This window comes from Halomonas sp. (assembly GCF_034520545.1).
GTDB lineage: Bacteria > Pseudomonadota > Gammaproteobacteria > Pseudomonadales > Halomonadaceae > Halomonas.
The window spans coordinates 341,417-355,954 of sequence record NZ_JAXHNN010000010.1; the positions used below are offsets into that span (position 1 = coordinate 341,417).

Annotated in this window: 10 protein-coding genes; 1 reads left to right on the forward strand and 9 read right to left on the reverse strand. The window is 68.3% G+C overall.

The features are described from left to right. Position 1: 1 nt before the first annotated feature. From U5L98_RS10140 to U5L98_RS10160, 5 genes are all read right to left on the reverse strand, one after another. A complete protein-coding gene (locus U5L98_RS10140) occupies positions 2-1,216 on the reverse strand; it encodes a thiamine pyrophosphate-dependent dehydrogenase E1 component subunit alpha (RefSeq protein ID WP_322558200.1) in 1,215 nt (404 codons plus the stop codon). Positions 1,217-1,383: 167 nt separating this feature from the next. After that, complete coding sequence (locus U5L98_RS10145; RefSeq protein ID WP_322558201.1) at positions 1,384-2,112, reverse strand: ABC transporter permease; 729 nt, start codon at positions 2,110-2,112, stop codon at positions 1,384-1,386. Further along, complete coding sequence (locus U5L98_RS10150; protein ID WP_322558202.1) at positions 2,105-3,049, reverse strand: ABC transporter ATP-binding protein; 945 nt, start codon at positions 3,047-3,049, stop codon at positions 2,105-2,107. The genes U5L98_RS10145 and U5L98_RS10150 overlap by 8 nt, the downstream gene beginning before the upstream one ends. Continuing rightward, positions 3,046-4,206 (reverse strand): ABC transporter permease, encoded by a 1,161-nt coding sequence (locus tag U5L98_RS10155; RefSeq protein ID WP_322558203.1) that lies wholly within the window; start codon positions 4,204-4,206, stop codon positions 3,046-3,048. Before U5L98_RS10155 ends, U5L98_RS10150 begins: the two co-directional genes overlap by 4 nt. 7 nt (positions 4,207-4,213) lie before the next feature. After that, the gene (locus tag U5L98_RS10160) at positions 4,214-5,128 is read right to left on the reverse strand and encodes an ABC transporter substrate-binding protein (RefSeq protein ID WP_416208235.1); all 915 of its coding nucleotides are present in this window, start codon (positions 5,126-5,128) and stop codon (positions 4,214-4,216) included. A 94-nt stretch (positions 5,129-5,222) separates the two neighbouring features. On the opposite strand from U5L98_RS10160, the gene U5L98_RS10165 reads away from it, so the two are divergent. Further along, on the forward strand, positions 5,223-6,200 hold the full coding sequence (locus tag U5L98_RS10165; RefSeq protein WP_322558204.1) for a DUF1853 family protein: 978 nt from the start codon (positions 5,223-5,225) through the stop codon (positions 6,198-6,200). Between the two features lie 39 nt (positions 6,201-6,239). On the opposite strand, the gene U5L98_RS10170 is transcribed toward U5L98_RS10165, so the two are convergent. The 4 genes from U5L98_RS10170 to U5L98_RS10185 are packed head-to-tail and all read right to left on the reverse strand — an operon-like array spanning position 6,240 to position 14,470. Then, on the reverse strand, positions 6,240-7,469 hold the full coding sequence (locus tag U5L98_RS10170) for a TIGR02679 family protein (protein WP_322558205.1): 1,230 nt from the start codon (positions 7,467-7,469) through the stop codon (positions 6,240-6,242). Further along, complete coding sequence (locus tag U5L98_RS10175) at positions 7,469-11,593, reverse strand: TIGR02680 family protein (RefSeq protein WP_322558206.1); 4,125 nt, start codon at positions 11,591-11,593, stop codon at positions 7,469-7,471. The genes U5L98_RS10170 and U5L98_RS10175 overlap by 1 nt, the downstream gene beginning before the upstream one ends. After that, entirely contained in the window at positions 11,586-12,887 is a 1,302-nt protein-coding gene (locus tag U5L98_RS10180) for a TIGR02678 family protein (protein WP_322558207.1), read from the reverse strand. The genes U5L98_RS10175 and U5L98_RS10180 overlap by 8 nt, the downstream gene beginning before the upstream one ends. Further along, positions 12,884-14,470, reverse strand: coding sequence for a TIGR02677 family protein (locus U5L98_RS10185; RefSeq protein WP_322558208.1), 1,587 nt, complete (start codon positions 14,468-14,470; stop codon positions 12,884-12,886). The genes U5L98_RS10180 and U5L98_RS10185 overlap by 4 nt, the downstream gene beginning before the upstream one ends. Between the last annotated feature and the right edge of the window lie 68 nt (positions 14,471-14,538).

Consider the following 14,538-nt stretch of genomic DNA (forward strand, 5'->3'; position numbering starts at 1 on the left):
CTCACTCCCCTCCCTTGGCCGCGGTGTCGTCAGCGGCGCGCACGTCCGGATCCAGGGAGCGCGCGCCCTTCGGGTAGGCATCCGGGTACTGACGGATATGAGCCTTCAGCGCATCGAGCTGGCGCTGCAGTTCCGGGGTGACGTCGGCATAGACATCACTCACCATGCTGTCCAGGGGCGGCGGGGGACGCTTCTCGGCACGCTTCATGGTTTCCAGCACCTCCTTGCGCAGGCTCTCCTGAAGGGCCTTCTCCTCCTCTTCGTTCCACCACCCCAGGTCGTTCAGCCAACGCTGCATGCGCAGGATGGGATCCTTCTCCCGCCAGGCTTCCTCCTCCTTCTTCGAACGGTAGCCGGAGGGGTCGTCCGAAGAAGAGTGGGCGGCCAGGCGATAGCTCATGGCCTCGATGAGTACCGGCTTGTTGTTCTCCACGGCGATCCGGCGAGCCTCCTGGGTGGCCGAGTAAACCGCCAGGATGTCGTTGCCATCGACGCGGATCACGTGCATGCGATAGCCGAAGGCTCGTGGCGCCACGCCATCGGCAGCGAACTGCTCGATGGACGGCGTGGAGATCGCATAGCCGTTGTTGCGGCAGAAGAAGATCACCGGCACCTCGTGCACCGCTGCCATGTTCAAGGCGGCGTGAAAATCACCCTCGGAGGCAGCACCTTCGCCGAAGAACACCGTGGTGCACTTGCCGTCGCCGGCGAGCTTCTGGCCATAGGCATAACCGGTGGCCTGGGGGATCTGAGTGCCCAGCGGCGACGAGATGGTCATGTAATGGAGCTTGCGCGACCCGTAGTGGATCGGCATCTGGCGACCCTTGCCGTAGTCCAGCTCGTTGCCGAACAACTGGTTCATGAACTCATCGAAGGTAAAGCCGCGATAGACCAAGGCACCCTGCTCGCGATACTGGGCCATGATCATGTCGGCATCATCGAGTGCCGCCGTGGCACCAACCACCGCGGCCTCTTCGCCGGTGCACTGCATGTAGAAGGAGAGGCGCCCCTGGCGCTGGGCGGCGAGCATCCGCTCGTCGAGCACACGGGTGGCTACCATGGCGTGATAGATAGCAAGCGCCTTGTCTTGCTCGAGGTCGGGTGCCTTGGCGCCCTCGTGCAGGGTGCCGTCCTGCTTGAGCAGCCGGAAGGTGGGAATGCTGAACTCGTCACCGGCCAGGAAGGTCGGCTCGTGAATATCCGCTGTTGTTGTCATCGTCGTGATCCTGTGCCCCTTTTGGGGGCAGTGTTGTCTTTAATGTTCCGATTCGCCAGGGGGTCGCCCCGGTGTCGGTCAACGCAACAGGATTGACGTTAACGTAAACTGGAGAGATTGGGTAGTCCCCGAAAGGCAAGAGATAAACGCGCGCCGTCATCGATCTCTCAGCGAGAGCCAGCCAGCGGCAAGCGGCTGAACAGGCTATCCACGCTGATGGCCAGCAAGCCGATCAGCAACGCCCCCTGGACCACATAGGCGGTGTTGCCGTTGACGATCCCCGAGATGATCGGATCGCCCAGGTTGCTTGCCCCCACGGTGGCGCCGATGGCCGCCGTGGCGATGTTGATGGTCACCGACGTGCGGATCCCGGCCAGTATCACCGGCGCGGCCAGCGGCAGTTCCACCTGGCGCAGTATCTGGCCGCCGCTCATGCCCATGCCGCGGGCCGCCTCCATCACACCGGGCTCGATGCCCTCTAGGCCGGCCAGGGTGTTGCGCACGATAGGCAGCAGGCCATAAAGCAGCAGCGCCACGATGATCGGCAGGGTGCCGAAACCCAGCACCGGCACCGCCAGCGCCAGCACGGCCACCGGAGGAAAGGTCTGGCCGATGGAGGCCAGCTGACTGACCAGCGGCAGAAAGTCCCGCCCCCAGTCGCGGGTCGCGGCGATGGCGGCCACCACCCCCACCAGGATAGCCAGCCCCGCGGCCACGCTGACCACCAGCAGATGGCGCCCCAGCAGCGTCACGAAATCGGCCCGGCCATAGATCACCTGGCGGCTGTCGGACTCGATCCAGCGAAACAGCCCCTCCAGTTGCCCCATGCCGAGCGAAGCCGTCAGCAGCAGCGTCAGCCAGCATAGCGGCACGACCCAGCGGCGACCCTTACTCATCGCTGCGCACTCCCACCAGGCGGCGCAGGGAAAGCTCGCCCACCGGCAGATCGTCGTCATCCACAACGGTGAGCCGTTCGGCATGCCGCCACAGCATCACCGAGAGCGCTTCGCGCAGGCTGGCGTGCTGGCCGATCCGCTCGCGTGCCAGCAGGCGCGGCCCCAGGGGCAGCATCCGCTGACTGACCGGCATCAGCGCCGCCTCCTTCAGGCCGCGATCCTCGCCCCCGAACAGCGACTCGACAAAGCCGTCCGCCGGTTCGCGAAGCAGCTCGAGGGGCCGTCCCTGCTGCACGATACGCCCCTGATGCATCACCACCAGGTGGTCCGCCAGCCGCAGCGCCTCGTCCATGTCATGGGTGACGAAGACGATGGTCTTGTGCAGCCGGGACTGCAGCTCACGCAACTCGTCCTGCAGGTTCTCCCGGGTAATCGGATCCAGGGCACCGAAGGGTTCGTCCATCAACAGGATATCCGGGTCGGCGGCCAGCGCCCGGGCGACCCCCACCCGCTGCGCCTGGCCGCCGGAGAGCTGATGGGGATACTTGCCGGCGAACTCCTCCATGGCGAGCCCCAGCAACGCCATCAGCTCCTCGACCCGGGTCTGGATTTTCGCCTTCGGCCATTTGAGCAGGCGCGGCACCAGGCCAATGTTGCGAGCCACCGTCCAGTGGGGAAAGAGCCCCGTGCTCTGGATCGCATAGCCCATACGCCGACGCAGGGTCTCCTCGCGAAAGGCGCGGATCTGCTGGTCGTCGATATGGATCTCGCCCTCGCTGTGCTCGATCAGCCGATTGATCATGCGCAGCGTGGTCGACTTGCCGCAGCCGGAGGTCCCCACCAGCACGCAGAGCTCTCCCCGGGCCACGCTCAGCGAGATATCGTCCACCGCGACGGCGTCACCGAAACGCTTGGTGACATGAATCAGATCGATCATTCGGCCCCTCCCGGGCGCAGGATATCGGTCAAGGCACCGAGCAGGGCATCCACCAGCAGCGCCAGCAGCAGGATGGGCAGTGCCCCCAGCAGGACCAGGTCCATGGCGGCCTGGCCCAGCCCCTGGAAGATGAAGGTACCCAGGCCACCGGCGCCTATCAGCGCGGCCACGGCGGTCAGCCCGATGGCCTGTACCGTAGTGATACGGATACCCTCGAGAATTACCGGCAGCGCCAGCGGCAGACGCACCTGACGAAACACCTGGCCCCGGCTCATGCCCATGCCACGCGCGGCATCGATCACCCCGGGGTTCACCGCCTCCAGGGCGACGAAAGTGTTGCGCACCATGGGCAGCAAGCTATAGCCCACCAGGGCCAGCAGGGCCGGCGCCCAGCCGATGCCGCTGACGCCCAGTGCCGACAACCAGTCGACGTTGGCCGACAGCCAGGCCAGCGGTGCCAGCAACAGGCCGAAGAGCGCAATACTGGGAATCGTCTGCAGGAAGTTGAGCACGCCGAAGCCAGCCTTCTGTACCCCGGGCCAGCGGCGCATGGCCAGCGCCAGTACCACACCGAGCACCAGGCTCGTGCCAACGGCCACTCCGACCAGCAGCAGGTGCTCGCCGACCGCCCCAAGAAACTGGCCGCTGCGCCCGCGATATTCCTGCCACAGCGCCAGGGGCACGAGCCAGCGGGAGAGGCAGAACCCCGCGCTAGCCAGAGGGGGGAGCAGCAATGCCCAACCCAGTAGCCGCGGCAAGACCAGGCGAGTGCGCAGCTCGATTATCGCCAGCAGCAGCAGGAACAGCACCACCCAGATGCCGGCGCCGATACCCAGCCGGGCCTGGCCGCCATCGACCAGGGTGGTGGCCGACAGCGACAGCCACGCCGGCAACGCCGACAGCATCAGGACCACCAGCACCAGGGCCAGCCAAAGATGGCGCCGGGCGGGTCGCCAGGCAAACCCTGCCAGCGCCAGCCAGGGCAGAGTCGTAGCCAGGGCACCACTCGCCCCGATGACCTCGTCCACCCGATAGCCGGTGCCTGTCACGATGCGATTGGCGGCCACGCTGACCGTGTCCAGGCCCAGCCAGGCCGCCAGGGCGACCAGCGTCAGGCTCAGCAGGACGACGTTGGGGCCGGGTCCCTCCGGGCGCAAGACGGCCTCAGTCGTCCAGGGTATCGAGGAAATCGGCGGCGACTTCGGCGGGCGCGCGGCCATTTACCGCCACGTCGCCATTGAGGCGCTGCAGGGTCTCGAGATCCAGGGCCTGGAAGACCGGCTCGAGCAGCGATTCGATCTCGGGGTAGGTCTCGAGCACCTCCTCTCGTACCACGGGGGCAGGCTGGTAGATCGGCTGGACCCCCAGGGTGTCGTCCATGACCACCAGATCCAGGGCCTGCAGGCCACCGTCGGTGCCATAGGTCATAGCCGCATTGACGTTGCTGGTCTGCTGGGCCGCAGCGCGCATGGTGGCCGCAGTGTTGCCGCCGGAGAGCACCAGCAGCTGCTCCTCGGCGAGTTCGAAGTCGTAGGCCTCCTGGAAGGCCGGCAACGCCTGGGGCGACTCGACGAACTCGGCGCTTGCGGCCAGCTTGAAGGCCCCTCCGTCGTCGAGATAGGCCGCCAGGTCCTCGAGACTTGCCAGGTCATGCTCGCGGGCGAGTTCGCCGCGTACGCTGATCGCCCAGGTGTTGTTGGCCTCGGCCGGCGTCAGCCAGACCAGGCCATTGGCCTCACGATCCTTCTCGCGCACCGTCTCGAGTGCCTTGTCGGCATCGTTCCACACCGGGCTGTCGGTCATGTCGAAGAAGAAGGCGCCGTTGCCGGTGTACTCGGGGTAGAGGTCGATCTCGCCGGTGATCAGTGCCTCGCGCACGATACTGGTTCCGCCCAGCTGGAGGCGATCCTCCACCGCGATACCGCCCTGGTCTAGGCGCTGCAGGATCAGTTCGCCGAGTACCGAACCTTCGGTATCGATCTTGGAGGAGACCACCACGGGATCCTGTGCCTGGGTCGAGAAGGCGATGAGGGTACCGGCGGCAAGGGCCGCGCAACGAGACAGGGGACGAATCATCATGTTTCAGCCTGTTCCTTGTGAATGTATTCTGAGTATAAGGCCTGTACAGCTTCCATGTCAGACCCCCGTCAACGGTCAATGTCTGGACATCGCCATGCTCCTACCCGGAAGCGGACTCCTCGAGCATTGCCATCACCCGCTGGTTCGAGACCTCGCGTGGATCCTGCTGGCGCCTGACCTGATCGCGATGCCCTGGCCGGGGCGCCCGTCGCGTAGCGATCTGGGCCTGGAGGATGACGACCGGCTGGTGGCCTGGCTGAATGAGCTTGAAGCAGCGCCCGGCGCACTCGAGGCGCACCTGGCACCGGCCCTCAAAGGGCGCATGGGGCTCTATCATGAGCGGCTCTGGCAATTCCTGCTGGCCGAAGCCCCCGGGACCCGACTGCTGGGCCATAACCTGCGCATCCTCCAGGACAAGCGCACCCTGGGGGAGCTCGACCTGCTCTACTGTCAACGCGACGATCCCCGCCCGGTGCACCTGGAGGTTGCCATCAAGTTCTACCTGGGCCTGCCGCAGGGCCCGGAATCGCCGGACAGCCAGGCCCGCTGGATCGGCCCGGGCGGGGCCGACAGCCTGGCCGCCAAGCGTGAGCACCTGCATCGCCACCAGCTCACCCTTGCCAGCTCCCCCGAGGCCCGAGAGACCCTGACGCAGTTGCTATCGCTGCGTTGGCCCACCGGGCCGGATGGACCAGCTCCTGGGATGTCAGCACGTCTGGCGATGCCCGGCGCACTCTTTTACCCCTGGCACGCCCCCATGCCGGCCCCCCGGGAGGCCACTTCCGATCACCTGCAGGGTCACTGGCTGTACATACGGGACTGGTACCGGCTGCGCGACAGCCTGCCTCAGAGCACAAGCGGCGCCTGGCTGTACAAGCCCCACTGGCTCGCTCTGCCCCGTAGCGAGGCGCTGCAGCCGCTACGCGACCTCGAGGCCCGGCTGGCGCAACACTTCACCGCACCGACTTCCCCCGTCCAGCTGGCCTTGTGGCACCACGACATGGGCTGGCGACGCGTCTTTGTCGTCGCCGACGACTGGCCACGGCAGATCCCATTGCCGCCGCGCCCGTAAGGCTCACCCTCTTCGACCCAAGCGACGATGGGACCGGGATTAACCGCCGCGCAGGTCGTCGAGCAGGAAATCCATCAACTGCTCCTCATGAACCGCCCTGCCCCGCGCTTCCAGGATGCAGCGCAATCGAGGATCCCAGCGCGCCTCGATCGGCCGTCCCGCCAGGGGCTTGCCGTCGAGATTCGCGTACTCCATGAGATCACCGGCTCCCATCCGCCAGGGCCGCATGGCGAAGCGCTCCAGCAGGGCATTGGCGATACTGATACCTGCCCAGTCGAAGTCGCCGTGATAGTGAAGCACGGCACCGGCGGCCTCCAGTTGCTCCAGGAGAGTGAGCACGGCAGCACCGGGTCGGCCCCAGGTAGCGATCAACGGCGCAGCGTCGACCCCCAGCCGCTCGGCGGCCTCGGCCAGCACGGCAGGATTCTCGCAGACAAAGACATCCCGTCCCGCACAGTCCCACGCAGGCGGATGTCGCAGCAGCTGGCGCAGGGTCAGCCAGGTCGGCTCCGCCTGATGGCAGTAACGTGACAGGGCCTCATCCAGCGGTCGACCGGGGTGCACCGAAAGCCGCAAGGTCAGCACCGCACTGGTAACGTCACCGCCCATCAGCACGCCGGCATGGGCCCAGATGCTTCGCTCGTCAGGATCCACTCGGGCAACGCCACCCTGCCAGTGACGCGCCAGGGCTCGACGCACCAGAGCGGCCACTGGCCTGCCGGCATCCAGGCCATGGGCATCGCCCAGGCACTCGGCCGCCAGGGCGCTCAAGCTCAGTCCCTGAACCGGCAGGCGCTCCAGCACGCCGAGGGCCTGTTCGAGAAGCGCCCTCCCCTGAAGTTCGCTGCGTGCGGCCAACCGCTTGAGCAACCCGCCGGCCTGCAGCGCCTCGAGCCATTCCTCCAGCCCGAGGGCATCGGCCCGCCGACGATAGGCGACAATCAGCTCCGCCCAGCGCCGTCGTTCCTCCTCGCTGCGGGCACGTTCATCGACCAAGGGCCCGTCCAGCGCCTCCAGGGCGGCACGCAGGTTCTCGGCCACGCCGGCGCGTAACAGGGCATGGGAGAGGGCCTCCAGATCCACGCTCAACGACTTGCCCTGGCGGGGAGACCGCCCGATCAGGCGCTCCACGGCGGCCCGCTCAGCATCGCTGACTCGGCTCAGGGAAAGCCGCCCACCGCCGTCTCGCAGCAGCTTGCGAGCCAGCTTCTGACGCAGGCGGACAAGCTCGGGGCCACCCAGCAGCCGTTGTAGACGTCGGGGGTCCATCAGAACAGGCTGTCCATGCCACCATCTTCTTCCTCATTCACCGCCAGGGGAGCGGACACCCGTGCCTGGGATACCGGCACCTCGTCGCGCACGCGGCGACGCCCGTCCCACTGCCAACGGGTGACATGTACCGCATCGACCCCCTCGCGGCGCACCAGCTGGGCGATGGCCAGGCCCGGCACGTCCGGATAGCAGCCCCACTCGCGCTCCGAGGTCATGATGGCGTCCAGGTCGAACTGGGCCAGCAGGCCCATGCTCTTGGCCCGGGCGTCGTCGTCGATGCCGGCAAATACCTCGTCGAGCATCACCAGGCGCGGCGCCAGGTGATGGGCGCTGCTGTAGTGGCTGGCCGCGGCGGCAAACAGCGGCAGGGTGATCACCAGCGCCCGCTCGCCGCCGGAGGCGGGCCCATAGGCCGGGCGCCACTGGTTGTTCTGATGGCGGTCTACCACGAAGCGGTGCCAGAAGCGGTAGTCCAGGGCACGCTCCAGGATCTCCTGCAGGGCGCCCCCCTCGTCGCTGGCGCGGGCCTCCTCGATGCGCCGACGCAGGAAGTCGCCCACCACCTCGCGATCCTCGGGGGACCAGGCATCCAGGGCCTGGCGGCGCAGTCGCTGGCAGACATCGGCCAGCCCCGCAGGAGCCGTCAGGCCGCCGGCGGTCTGTCCTTCGCTCAGCGGCTCCCAGCGGATACGCAGGCGCATGCCGGTACTGGTCGGACGGCTCTCCAGCTCGCCGTTCATGCGCGTGACGTCGCGCTCGGTGGCGGTGATGCGCTCCTGGATATGGCTGGCCACCTCGTCGATCAGGTAGTTCTCCAGCAGCTCGCGCTCCCGGGCATTGAGCAGTGCCTGTCGCTGGGCGATCTCGTCGCTCAGCTGACGTGCCAGCGCATCGGGGTCCTGGCGCCGCCCCTGGAAGACGATACGCACCAGCAGCAGGTCGTCACGCGCCTCGGCCAGGCAGTCGTGGCCGCCCCGGGAGAGCACATCAGTGAGCAGCTTGATATGCTCATGCAGCCTGCCCTGGTGGGCATGCCAGCTGTCATCGTCGGCGTTCAGGCGGGAGGTGGCCTGGGCGGCGGCCCGCGCCAGTCGCACGGCGGGATCCGGCGCCCAGGAGGTGGGCGGCTCGCGTTCGGCGAAGGCCTCGGGGGCGGCGACGCGCAGCAGTCCCTCTTCCACCAGGGCGCGGAACGCCTCGATGGCCTCGGCGCGGCGTCCGTCCAGCTCGACAAGGCGCAGCTGACTGTTGTTCACCTTCTCCTCGAAGCGCGCCACCTTGCCGAGAAGCTCGCTATGGCGCTGCTCGAGCTCACGCTGCTCCCGAGTCAACCGCTCGCGTTCCAGGCGAATCGCCTCCAACTGGCGCTCCAGGGCCTGCACCTCCGCCCCCATGGAATCACGCAGGGTATCCCGGCGCACCTCGGCTTCCCTGGCCTGCTCGACGGTCTCGGCGTGCTCCCGCTGCGTCTGCTGCAGTGCTTCTCGGCTGGCCTCGGCCTCCTCGCTTCGCTCGATATGGCGCCGCCGCGCCTCATCGCTCGTACGAAGCGCCTGGCACAACTCGCCGATGGCCAGCCGGTAGTCACCCAGAGCAGTTTCGATCTTTGCCAGCGCCTCACGCTCGGCGGGCAGGCGCAGGTCCTCGGCGGCCTGGTAAAGCTCGCCGCGCTGTGCTTCCAGCGCCTCTCGGGCCATATCCAGGGCCTCGCGGGCACGATCGAGGCGTTCGGCTTGCAGGTCCCGGGCACGCCGCGCCGCCGCTTCACCGGCATGGGCATCGCGCAGCGCCCGGGCGGTGGGCCGCTGCCGCCACTCCTGCTCGGCCGCCTCCAGGCGCTCTGCCAGGGCCTCGAGGGCGGCATCGATCTCGGTCCGCTGGCGGTCCAGGGCGGACAGCTCATCCTCGATAGCTCCCAGGCGGCGCAGTCGGGCGGCCTCACGTGCCGCATGGCCAATATGCACCGCCGCCGGCTTGCCCCATTGGCCGCGCAGCGGCCCAAGCCGCCAGTGACCCGCCTCGCTGACCCAGGCGAAGGCCTCGGACTCACCCGTCCCGATGCTCGCCAGCACGCTCTCGACCACCTCGCGTGCCACCGGCGGCTCGCCGTGAAGATCGGGGCACAGCGCGTGCGCCAGGCTGGTACCCGGCGCCTCGGCCTCGGTCACCAGCAGGGTGTCCCAGGTATCGGCCGCGAGCAGTTGGCCATCGGGCATCAACCAGGCGTCCAGCAGCCCGGAGGCCTCCAGGGCCGCCTCCAACCCCGCGCGCTGCGCGTCGGAAGGCTCACCCTTGAAGTCCACCAGCTGCCACAGCGGCGCGCCCGGTCGCTCCTCGCGCACCGCCTCGCCACGGGTGTAGGGCGCGGGCGGGGCAGACTCACCGCCGGCTTCCAGGCGAGCGCGTTCCTCCTCGAGCTCATGCCGCGCGGTCGCGATCTCGTCCCCCGACTGCTGCAGGGTGAGGCGCTGCCGGCCCAGGTGTTCGCGCAGCGTGTCCCGCGCTCTGGAAAGTCCCACCTCGGCAGGATCATCGTCGCCCAGGTGATCGCACCAGCCCTCGAGCTCGGCGAGCAGCGCTTCGGTGTCCTCGGGTGTCAGCTCGCTGAGCTGTTGCAGATGGCGACGCCATGCCGCCTGCAGCGACTCGGCCGCCTCGGCGCGGGCCTCGATGGACTCCTGCAGATCGTCCTCGCGGTTGGCCAGGGTCTCCTCTTCGCGACGCGCCTCGTGTTCGGCCTGGTGGAAACGCCGCTCGGCCTGCTCCACCTCCGCGAGACGCCCCTGCAGGTGCTGGACGCCCGACAGGCGACGCCGCTGCATGTCCCGAAGCGCCTGTTGCAGCGCCTCACTATCGATCTGCGCCGGCTCTTGCGCGTCCAACTCGCCGACGTGGCGATGATGCTCGGCGGCAAGCCCCGCGGCCTCGGCCACCTCGGCACTCTCCTCACAGTGCTGGCGCAGCGCCTCGCCGGCTTGCTGTTGGGCCAGTTCGGCCTCCTGCCGTCGGGTATCGGCCCGCTCGCTGTCGTGCCGGGCCCTTCCCAGGAGCGACGCCTGCTTCTCGGCATGCTGGCCGCGCTGACGCGCCTGCTCGTCGGCATTGGCAAGCGCCTCGGCGGAGCGCATGGCCTCGCTGCCCTCTAGGGTGCGCTGCCGCGCGGCGAGGTCGAGCAGTTGGCCCTCCTGCGCCTGGCGTGACTCGGCCAGGGTATCGCGTTCGGCCTCGGCGGCCTCCAGCTCCTGGCGATCCTTGCCCAGCTGCACGCGGTTGCGCTCATGCTCGGCATGCGCGCCGGTCAGGATGTCGGCGCGGCGGCGCACGGCGATGCCGGCATAGTGGCGATAGTGCCTCAGGAAGCCCTCCACGGCGTGGGCGGTCTCCTCCAGGCCCTGAATCTCCTCGCGGTAGGCATCCAGGCTGCGATAGGCCTCGGCAACCTCGCCGATCAGGCCGCGGCCCAAGGGCGGCAGGGCATCGCTCAGTGCCAGAGATAGGCGGTTGGGATCGGGCTTCTTGGCCAACTGCGGCTGGCGCAGCTGCAGCAGCAGGTCGAGCAGCGCGCCGTAACGCTGCTCGCCCAGGTGGAACAGTGCCTCATCGATGGCGCGGCGATAATCGGCGGCACGATCGAAGAGTTGCCCCTGGCTGCCCAGCGCCTGGATCAACCGCTCGCGGCTGAGGCTACGGCCATTCTCGATCAGGAAGAGGTCGCGCCCGACGCGCTGCGGCGTGGTGAAGAACCAGGAGCGAACCGGCCGCCCCGCTACCGCCTTGAGGCCGCACCCCACCGTGAAAGTCTCGGGCCCCGCCTCACCCTGGCGGCCGAACTCCAGCCAGGTATAGCCCAGCCGCTCCTGGTACTCGCCCACCAGCAGGTTCCACTCCATGCGCTTGGCGCTGTCACCGTCCGGCTCCACCCGCGAGGGAATCAGCTGGCCATCGAGCAGGAACGGCAGGGTCAGTGCCATCACCTTGGACTTGCCGGTGCCGTTGTTACCGCGTAGCAGCAGGCGGCCATCGTGGAAATGGAAGGTCTCCTCGTCGTAGTAGAAGATCTCCACCAGGCCACAGCGCAGGGGCTGCCAGCGCTGGCTGCGCGGTTCGGGAAGCTCACTCATCGCTCAAGGGGTCCACCAGGTCAGGGGGGTTGCCAGGTTGTCGGCCAGATTGTCGCGTCGGTTGCCCGGAAAGGCGCTCGCCATCGGCGTCCGGGGTGGACGCCGGCTGCACGCGAAAGCGTCCCAGGGCCGGCAGGGGCACGACACGCTCGCCGCGGCGTGCCACCAGGCGCAGCGCCGCCAGTCGCGCCAGGGTCTGGCGGCACAGGCCGTGCGCGGCGCCCGGCTCGCAGGCCGCCTTGCGCCAGTAGCGGCGGTACTCGCCTTGCCAGCCCTGGATCCAGGCTTCCGCCTCGTCCAGGCTCACCCCGTCGGGGCCCACCGTGGCCAGCCGCTCGGCCATCAACAGCGACAGGTGCCCCTCGGTGCCTTCCGCCGGGATCTTCTCGTCGGTCAGCTCGCCGTCGGGGTCCACCAGGGCCACCCCTTCGGCCCGCGCCTCGGGCACCAGGCCGCTGGCCTGCTGAAGGCGGCGCAGCATGACCCCGCGCTGATTGGTTAGATAGGCGGCCTCGTCCTCGTCGAGCTCATGCCAGTAGACCACGGGGTCATCCAGCAGCCGTCGCGCCAGGCGATGCCGCAGTTCGCGGTTACGACCGTCCAGGGTGTCGGGGACGAAGGTCTCGGCCAGGGCATGCAGCCGTGCCTCCAGATCGAGCTCGCTGTCGGCGCCGTTCAGGGCCACCAGCGAAGGCCCCCGGGCGGTGACCAGCAGTGCCGACAGCACCCGCCGGTCGACATCATAGAGCACGTCGCCCTCCGGGCCACGACGCAGGAACTGCTCCTCATCGCCGGCCACCCGGTCCAGCACGCCCAGTTCCATCAGCAGGCGCACGACGACCACCAGGTCGCGACGCGCCTCCTGATGATCCAGGGTGAAGGCCAGGCCGCGCTCGGCGAGCGCCGGATCGTTCACCGCCTGACCCAGCCCCTCGCCCAGCCGTCCCAAGGTAATCTGGGTATCGCCGCGTTCGAGATCCGCCAACAGCAGGCAGAAAAGCGCATAGCGCCGGCGGTTGAAGGTCTTGCGCTGGGTGCCGCGGCCGACCCGAGCGGGTCGGGTCGCATCGCGGCTGTCGGCGGGACGCTTGTGCAGACGCACGAAGTCGCGCTCGCTCTGCAGGTGCCAGCCGGTCTCGCGGGCCAGCCAGTCGCGAAGGGGTGCCGCATGGCGGCGCACCAGGGGGAAGGCCGAGTCGTCGGCACGAATCAGCGGCCTGGCCAGCAAGGCTCTCAGGGCGCGACGCTGCTCCTCCAGGCGCTGGCGCTCCAGGGCATCGCTCAGCTCGATCATGGGCCCTCCTCCAGTGCGCTCTCCTCCAGGTCCAGGATCTCGAGCCGATAGTCGCGCCCTGTCAGGTCGCCGGCGGCGGTGCTTATGGTGGCCGAGCTCTCCGGCCCCAGCGGGCTGAGGGTGATACGCAGGCCGCCATCCGCCGTGGTGGTAGTAACGGGGGCATCATCGCCCTGGCTGGCCGCCAGGGCATCTCCCAGCAGGTTGAGCAGCAGACGAAAGGCGCCATCATCCAATTCACCCAGCTCGGAGAGCCGCTCGGCACCTCGCGTCACCAACTGGCGACGCGCGGCCCGCGCGGCATGAGCCTCCTCGGCCAACTGACGGGCGAGCAGCTCGCGCTCCCGCGCCCGGCTTTGCAGCTTGGGCGGGGGGCCAGCCTTCTGATAACTGCCGGTGGCGCGCAAGCGAGGCTGTACCTGCATCCCCGGCGCCTCGGCCCAGGGCGTGCTGGCCGGCACCGGCTCCTCCTGCCAGCGTTCGCTTGTCTCGGCATCGATGACCAGGTGGCGTGCCGGGGTCAGGCCGAAGGCGGTGCGCCAAAGGCGGTGGGCCTCGCCGTCGTCCTGGCATTCCAGAAACCAGCGCGCCAGGGTGCGAAAGTCGGCAGAGCGGTCGCTGCGCGCCATGCGACGCTCGTTGAGCCGAGCAACCATCTCCAGCAGTTGGGTCACCGCACGTCGCGCACTACTGCGCAGCAACCTGGCCTGGGCCTGGCGCCCGGGTCGATCGAGAAACCAGGCACGCAGCCCGTCCCAGTGGCCATGCCAGCGCCGCCAGGCCTCGGCAAAGGCGCGAGCACGCTCTTCGCCATCGTCCGGCGACTCGCCGGGTGCCAGATCGGCCAGTTCCCGCTCGGCCGCCTGACGCAGCAGCCGATCCACCGGTGCCTCGTCGCCCTTTCTGTCCTTACTGTCCTTACTGTCCTTATTTCCGTCGCCTTCCAGCGCGCGGATCAGTTCGGCGATCTCGCCGGACGCGGTGGTCAGGTCACCGAGAAAGCGCTCGATGTAGCCAATCACCCGCTCCTTGTAGAGCAGGAAGGCATCGGCGTCGCTGTCCTGGCTCTCCAGGGAGCGATTCAGGCCCGTCATGAAGGCGCGGGCGTTCTCGGCCAGGTCGCTGAAGACACCGGCCAGGTCGCGCAGCAGCAGCTGGCTCTGCGTGGCGTCCGGCGCCTCGCTGCGTGCCAGCAACAGCAGCGCCCTCAGGCGGGCACGGATATCCTCCAGTGCCACGCTCTGCAGGGCGCCGCGCCGGCCTAGTTCCTGGTCATAGGTGGTCAGCGCCGCCTCCACCGCCTCACCCTGGCGGGTGATCTGATAGACATAGAGGGCGCGGTAGTAGTCCTCGACACTGGTGACCCGAGCATTGTCTCGCTCGGCATCCAGGTTGCCCCAGGTGACCAGCTGCGTCAGCGCTGCCTGCACCGTCGCCAGCTCCGTCGCGCCCAGCTGCTGCTGAACATCCTCCGGGCGCAGGTGTACCAGGAAGTGCGACTTGGCTTCGACGAAAGCGCGCATCACCTGGCGATAGAGGTCGGCCTTCTCGGCGGTGACATAGCTGAAGGGGGTGTAGTCCAAGAGGTCTCCCGAAGACACGAGTGGATAATCCTGCGCCCGGTCATCCTCATGGGTAGACCGAGCGTATC

Excerpts from the sequence above, each read along its gene's own strand:
- U5L98_RS10165 (WP_322558204.1), top strand. The coding sequence starts at position 5,223 with ATGCTCCTACCCGGAAGCGGACTCCTCGAGCATTGCCATCACCCGCTG.
- U5L98_RS10145 (WP_322558201.1), bottom strand. The coding sequence starts at position 2,112 with ATGAGTAAGGGTCGCCGCTGGGTCGTGCCGCTATGCTGGCTGACGCTG.
- U5L98_RS10180 (WP_322558207.1), bottom strand. The coding sequence starts at position 12,887 with ATGATCGAGCTGAGCGATGCCCTGGAGCGCCAGCGCCTGGAGGAGCAG.
- U5L98_RS10140 (WP_322558200.1), bottom strand. The coding sequence starts at position 1,216 with ATGACAACAACAGCGGATATTCACGAGCCGACCTTCCTGGCCGGTGAC.
- U5L98_RS10160 (WP_416208235.1), bottom strand. The coding sequence starts at position 5,128 with ATGATGATTCGTCCCCTGTCTCGTTGCGCGGCCCTTGCCGCCGGTACC.
- U5L98_RS10170 (WP_322558205.1), bottom strand. The coding sequence starts at position 7,469 with ATGGACCCCCGACGTCTACAACGGCTGCTGGGTGGCCCCGAGCTTGTC.
- U5L98_RS10175 (WP_322558206.1), bottom strand. The coding sequence starts at position 11,593 with ATGAGTGAGCTTCCCGAACCGCGCAGCCAGCGCTGGCAGCCCCTGCGC.
- U5L98_RS10150 (WP_322558202.1), bottom strand. The coding sequence starts at position 3,049 with ATGATCGATCTGATTCATGTCACCAAGCGTTTCGGTGACGCCGTCGCG.